Consider the following 6,000-nt stretch of genomic DNA (forward strand, 5'->3'; position numbering starts at 1 on the left):
ACCGCCATCCTAGGCCGTGAGATGGGGCTCGGTCTGCAGGGGGTGCTCGGTCTGCGGGGGGTGCTCGGTCGGCGGGCGACCGGGCAGTCGAGTCGACATTGCCTCCCCGAAATCGGGCCGGTCGAACACGGAATAGCCTTGCGCGAAGCGTGGTTCGAGAAGGTGGGCCTCCTAATGTCTACACAAGTTTTGCCAACATCGGATATCCGAGAGTCCCGTGTCTGCATATTCATATCACCGTGCACGAGAGTGACCGGTCTCGGAAATTCCCGGCCGCATGGACAAAGGAGGTGAACACCGACTCTTCGAATCCTGCACGCCGGAGATCCTTCGTCAGTCCTCCCGCTTTGGTCTCACCACAAAGTCGTAGGGGGCCGTGGGACCGAGCACCCGCATGGTGACCCGGTTGTCCCAGCGTGCGGCCAGGTCCCCGACCGTCTGCTCGAGTTCCTCTTGTCGGTCGACCTCGAAGAGAACCGCGATCTGCACGGCATCCTCGTCGTGGGTGGGTTCGCGGACGGTGACGGTGTCGGTCAGCGGTGACAACGCCTCGAGCGTGGTGCGGGTGTCTGTCTCCCGCGTGTCCTCGAGGCTGTGGCCGATGAGCTCGCCCAGAGCAATCCGGGCATCGCGGGTGAGCTCCTCGGGCTGGTCGCGGATCGTTTCGAGCAGTGCGGACGCCTCCGGGCTCTCGTCGACGATCTCCCGCACGATGCTCTCCTCGACGTAGCGGCCCTTGATCATGTATTGGGCGAAGCCCTCGAGCTCATTGAGGGCGGAGGCGAACTCGTCGTGATGTTCGGCGAGCAACTCGCGGATTACCGCGTCACGATCTGACACGACTGCACCGAACCGCAGCGGCAGCACCGGGGCGACGTGCGCGGTGCCGTCGAGAATGTGGGCGTGGGCCTGCAGGTCCGCGGGGGCGCCGAGGCGTTGGTCCGGGTCGATCTCGCTGACCAACGCCGCGATGTCGCCGTGTTTGACGATCTCGATCGGGGCATCGTGGACGCCGGTGGCGTCCTTCTCGGGTTGCACGTCCGCGGGCACGATGCCGTACACGTAGATCACGGCCGCCGAAGCACCCTCGTCGGTGTCGTGGTCGTCGGTGTCGTCGGCGGAGTTCATTTCCGCCTCCGTCGGGGTGCCGGTTCGCGGTCGCTTCCGGATCCGCCGAGCAGCTCACCGAGCGTCTCCCCCACGCCCTCGAGGACGCCCTTGGTCTTGGACTTCGTACTGCCGCTGCCCTTGACGTCGGACACGAGGTCGGACAGGCCCTTGGGTTCGCTGCCGATCGCCAGTCGATTCGCCGCCTCGGCGAAACGCAGGTAGGTGTCGACGCTCGCGACCACGATGCGGGCGTCGATGACCAAGCCCTTGTCCAAGATGGTGTCGATGACGTCCGCCAGGCTGCTCGAACTCGGACCGCCCGCTGTGGTCATCGCTTCGCTCCTCGCTCCCCGCCACCACCCACCCCGAACTTGTCGTGTGTGCGGTCCGCTCGGCGCCCCGGCCGGGCTCGCCTCCGCGCGGGCATACCCCGAAAACGGATGCCCGCGCGGGAACTACCGGACTTCCCGCAACGGCCGCAGTTCGATCCGCCAAAACCGCTGGAGCCTGGGCGATTCGGCCCGTACGAAACGGTCCGACCCCAACCGAGACTGGTAGCCGCTGCCGATGACCACGCCCCCACGGGGCCGTGGCGGTTTGGAGGGAGCACCTCTTCCGGGTGTAGTCAGGGGGTGGGTCGGTCGACGTCGCCGCGCCAGCCGCCGGTTTCGGTGCCGCGCTCTTCGATGAAGTGCTTGAACTTCTTCATGTCGGCCTTGACTCGGTGGCTGAGGACGCCGAGTTTGTCGGCGGCGTTCTCGACGAACCCGTCCGGGTCGATGTCCATCTGCGCGGTCACCCGGGTGTGGGCGTCGTCGAGACGGTGGAAGGTGATCACCCCGACATGATCGGGGCCGGCGTCCGAATGCCATGCCACTCGCTCGTCCGGATGCTGTTCGGTGATGGTGGCATCGAACTCACGGATCTGCCCTGCGATATCGAGAACCCAATGCGTGTGGGTGTCGTCGAGCTGACGGATCTCTCGCACGCCCTCCATGAACTTCGGGAACGTCTCGAATTGCGTCCACTGGTCGTAGGCGACCCGGACCGGAACATCGACGTCGACCTCTTCGGTGTGCTCATGCCCCCCTCGCGTACCCGGCTCTCGCCGATCCCACACGAAAGCCGCGTGCATTCGGACGGACTGGGTGCCCACGGGGACGCCCACAGGGTTGGCGTGGAAAGCGGGCGAGTACCGACCAGGTCGGCGGCGTGGTTACCGGACGGTGGCCGCGCCAACTAGCGTGAACGTATGTCGGTGTCGGTGATTCTCGCAGGTCGGTACGAGCTGCGTGAGGTGCTGGGCCGCGGCGGAATGGCCGACGTGTACGACGGGTGGGATCAGCGCCTGGCCCGGGCGGTCGCGGTGAAGGTGCTGCGCCCGGAAATGGCCTCGGTACCGCAGACCCGGCGGCGTTTCGAGTCCGAGGCGCGCCTCGCCGCGACACTGAACCACCCGAACGTCGTCGCCGTCCACGACAGCGGCGACGACCACGGTGCCCCGTACATCGTGATGGAACGCCTGCCCGGACGGACCCTGCTCGACGACCTCCTCGCCGGCCCGCTCCCCGCACCGCGAGCGCGGACCATTCTCACCCAAACCCTCGACGCCCTCGGTGCCGCACACGCGGCGGGAATCCTGCACCGGGGACACGATCATGTCGCTGGCTCACGCGATCGTCAACGGTCAATACGAACCGCTCGCCGCGGTGCGCCCCGACCTCGATCCGACGCTGATCGCCGTGATCGAGCGCGCCCTCAGCCGCGACCCCCAGCAGCGGTTCGCCAGCGCGGCGCAGATGCGTGCGGCCCTCACGAATCCGCGCAAGATTCCCCCAACCCGGGTGTTCACCCCCGTCCCGGTCGCCGCTGATCCCCCGCCTCCACCCGCACAGCCGCGACGGTCACCCGGTACCGGGGTGATCATCGCCGCGGTCGCGGCAGTACTGGTGGCTATCGCGCTGCTGGCACTGGCCGTCGCGTCGCAGGACGAGGGCAGCACCATAGGGTCGACCTCGGTCCTGTCGCCGTCCGCTCCCACCCCGAGCAGCAGCCTCGCCCCGGCAGCGCCGCCGCCGGCCACGATGATCAGCACGGAACCGATCGCCCCGGCACCGGACATTGTCGCGCCGGACGACACCGCACCGGGCGGAGGCGCGGGCACCGGCGGCGGGAACGGCAACCAGGGCGGCGGCAACCGAGGCAACGGCCAGGGCGGTCCGGGCAACGGGAACCAGGGAAACGGCAACGGAAACGGCAACGGGGGCAACAACGGTGGCGGCCGCGGCAACGGCGGCGGGAACTGAACGGACCGCCCACGCACTTGCCTCCACCACGAGGAATGGACATCGCCGCTTGCTGGGGCGTCAGAATGGAAGATGAAACCTCATCGCACCCAAGGTGACGCCTGGCCTGACCCTGGCCACCGAATGGCACCGACGCTCGGGATCCACACGCTCATAGGCGATTCCCTCACGGTCGTCGTGCTGACGTATCCTCACCCGTCCCCCGGACATCGACCAACCCCCGTTTTCGGGCACACCGTTCCACCATCGACGAGCACAAAGGGTGGGTCGTCGAGTCTCGTCGATTTTCTACATCGGGCGGCACTCCACCCGGACCCGCCGGACGCCCTCGGCGCATCTCACCAGTGGCCGAGATTGCCTTGCCAGAGTGCCACGAGGATGTACAGCGCAACAGCCAGTGGATAGTACAGATTGCTCATCAACGATCACCTTCACGAGGGGCCTCTCGACATTCCCTTGCCCCACCCAGATCGGGTACCCGCGTCGATGCGGCGGTACGCCTGCCACGCCGCTCACCTCACTGGTCAATCCCGCCGCCGCATCGGCGGCTTCCTTCCCACGTCCGAGTAGAGGTACCGCGTGCAGCGAAGGACGGCGGTGGGCTCGGTCCGGGTTGGGGCGCACGTGAGCTGGGCGTATTGGGTGGCACACCGAGCGTCGAGGTGCGCCGCATGGCAAACGACCGACACAGAGGTAACGATGAACAGACCGCTGAGCGGCCCGGGACGCGATGAGGACCCGCGGCGCATAGAGCCTAGGGTCGACGAGTGCCCTGTCGACGACCAGCCTGTCGCTGTCGAGGAACGGGTGGTCACCAGGCGGGCGCGCACCAGCGCGGCCGCGGCCTTCGCGCTCGCCTTCGGGGTGGCCGCGTCGTGTGTGTGCTGATTGTGATCCTGTCCCCGGTCGGGCTGCTGGGCATCATAGGGTTGATCCTCGGAGTGATCGGCCGGCGGGCTGCCGCCAGGTGGGGATCACCGGCAAGGGGGTGGCGGTCGTCGGCCTGGTGCTGAGCGCGCTGGCGATCGTCATCTCGATCGCCTTGCCGCAGGGGTGGTCACCGTCCTCAGCAACGACAGCGCCGTCGACCGGATCGAGCAGGAAGTGGACAAGATGCGCGACAATCTCTCCGACAACGTCGAGGTCCCTCAGCCCTGTTACCGCCCACCACATCGTGAACCGAGTACCGACTCGAGCAGTCCACCGAGGAGTGAGGACTCATCTGCCCTCGATCCCCTTGTTATCCGAACGCGCGTCGGCAGCGGTCGATCATGTCATCGGCACGGCGCCGGAAATCGGTCACGTCCGCGCCCTCGAGTAGCTCACCGAGGACGTCGAGTTCGGTGAGCCACCAGCCCTTCTCTTCGATGCCGCCCTCCCGGCTGGGGCAACAGTGGCTGAACTGCAGAACCGACCGCGAGCGACCGTCGCCGGTGATGTCTCACCGCAGCACGATTGCCCCGCTCGCATACTCGAGCGGACTGGGCGCCTGAAGACGGCACGCCATGTCCCCTGTCTGCGCACGCGGGATGCAGCAGGCGGAGCACCCGCCACACCTCGTCGCGCTCGTGGTTCAAACGGCGCTCGAGATAGCCGACAGTGCCCACTTTCGGTGACGGTAGGGATAGATGGATTCCCGGCTTACCCACAACATCAAGAGACGAATCGACATCGACTCAGCGGCGGGGTGGATCATCCACGAGTGCTTAGAGCGCCGAACCAACGGTGACATCCGCAATTGTTGAGAGGAGAATGAAACAGACCAGTCGGACTCTGTTCCGGCGTTGTTGCGCGCGGCGGGAGCCGTGCACGGAGAGCGGGGTGCCGCACAGCGTTCCCGATTCCCGTGCCGCCAGCACGCTCGTCCCGGCCACGCGGGATCCGGGTCCGGATCTCGGGTAGTGCGGTCGCCTCGACTGAGGTGATCAGTGATGCAGAAGAGGGCGGAAGTCACTCGTGCGGCGCTGCTGCAGGCAGCGGCAGTGGTGTTCGCCCGAGTCGGGTATGCCCGTGCCCGGCTGAACACGATCACCACCAGCGCTCACGTCAGCAAGGGCGCTCTCTACGACCACTTCAACTCCAAGGAAGAACTCGCGCGCGCAGTCATCGACGCCGGCAGCGCCCGCTTCGCGATCGCGTGCAACCCCTTCCGCACCTCCCACATTCCCGCGTTCGAAGCACTGACCGGCATCTCGTGCACCCTGCTCGATCCTGTCGTCAACGACGCCACGGTCCGAGCGGCGTTCCGCCTGATCACCGAAGTTCCCGACCGTCCAGATACCGGCACGCCGCTGCTCACCACCTGGCTGTCCGACTACCAACAACTCGCCCGCCGCGCCATCGCCGAAGGCGACCTCCACCAAGACGATCCTGACGCCATTGCCCTTCTCCTGGTCGAAACCCTCTCCGGAGCCCGCCTACTGGCCGCAGCCACCGGGCACCTCGACGATCTGCCCGTCCGGCTGACCACAACCTGGCACCTGCTTCTACCCAGCGTCTACATAGATCTCATACTATCTGCCACTCGTGTAGCAGACTGTAGAGGTGTATGTGTGTCACGGCTACCCGCATCACCGTGCGGTGG

The 6,000-nt window shown here is 66.7% G+C and carries 6 protein-coding genes; 3 read left to right on the forward strand and 3 right to left on the reverse strand.

Going from position 1 to position 6,000, the window contains the following annotated elements; genetic code table 11:
• Positions 1 to 333 precede the first annotated feature (333 nt).
• The 3 genes from QM693_RS33865 to QM693_RS33875 form a co-directional block, all read right to left on the reverse strand.
• Complete coding sequence (locus QM693_RS33865; RefSeq protein ID WP_283354506.1) at positions 334 to 1,128, reverse strand: GvpL/GvpF family gas vesicle protein; 795 nt, start codon at positions 1,126 to 1,128, stop codon at positions 334 to 336.
• Entirely contained in the window at positions 1,125 to 1,442 is a 318-nt protein-coding gene (gene gvpJ, locus QM693_RS33870; protein WP_280783773.1) for a gas vesicle protein GvpJ, read from the reverse strand. Before gvpJ ends, QM693_RS33865 begins: the two co-directional genes overlap by 4 nt.
• A 293-nt stretch (positions 1,443 to 1,735) precedes the next feature.
• Positions 1,736 to 2,245, reverse strand: a complete 510-nt coding sequence (locus tag QM693_RS33875; RefSeq protein WP_283354510.1) for an SRPBCC family protein — start codon at positions 2,243 to 2,245, stop codon at positions 1,736 to 1,738.
• A 180-nt stretch (positions 2,246 to 2,425) separates the two neighbouring features.
• Between QM693_RS33875 and QM693_RS37970 the strand changes: the two genes are divergently transcribed.
• The 3 genes from QM693_RS37970 to QM693_RS33885 form a co-directional block, all read left to right on the forward strand.
• Positions 2,426 to 2,983 carry a protein kinase domain-containing protein gene (locus tag QM693_RS37970; protein WP_502942695.1) on the forward strand — a complete coding sequence of 186 codons (558 nt, stop codon included), beginning with the start codon at positions 2,426 to 2,428 and terminating at the stop codon, positions 2,981 to 2,983.
• Between the two features lie 46 nt (positions 2,984 to 3,029).
• Positions 3,030 to 3,416 (forward strand): hypothetical protein, encoded by a 387-nt coding sequence (locus QM693_RS37975; protein ID WP_477956815.1) that lies wholly within the window; start codon positions 3,030 to 3,032, stop codon positions 3,414 to 3,416.
• A gap of 1,931 nt (positions 3,417 to 5,347) precedes the next feature.
• The coding region (locus QM693_RS33885) for a TetR family transcriptional regulator (protein WP_283354507.1) at positions 5,348 to 6,000 on the forward strand (653 nt) is incomplete at its 3' end.

The sequence above is a fragment of the Rhodococcus sp. IEGM 1305 genome (assembly GCF_030058635.1).
In the GTDB taxonomy this organism is placed as follows: domain Bacteria; phylum Actinomycetota; class Actinomycetes; order Mycobacteriales; family Mycobacteriaceae; genus Rhodococcus_F; species Rhodococcus_F opacus_D.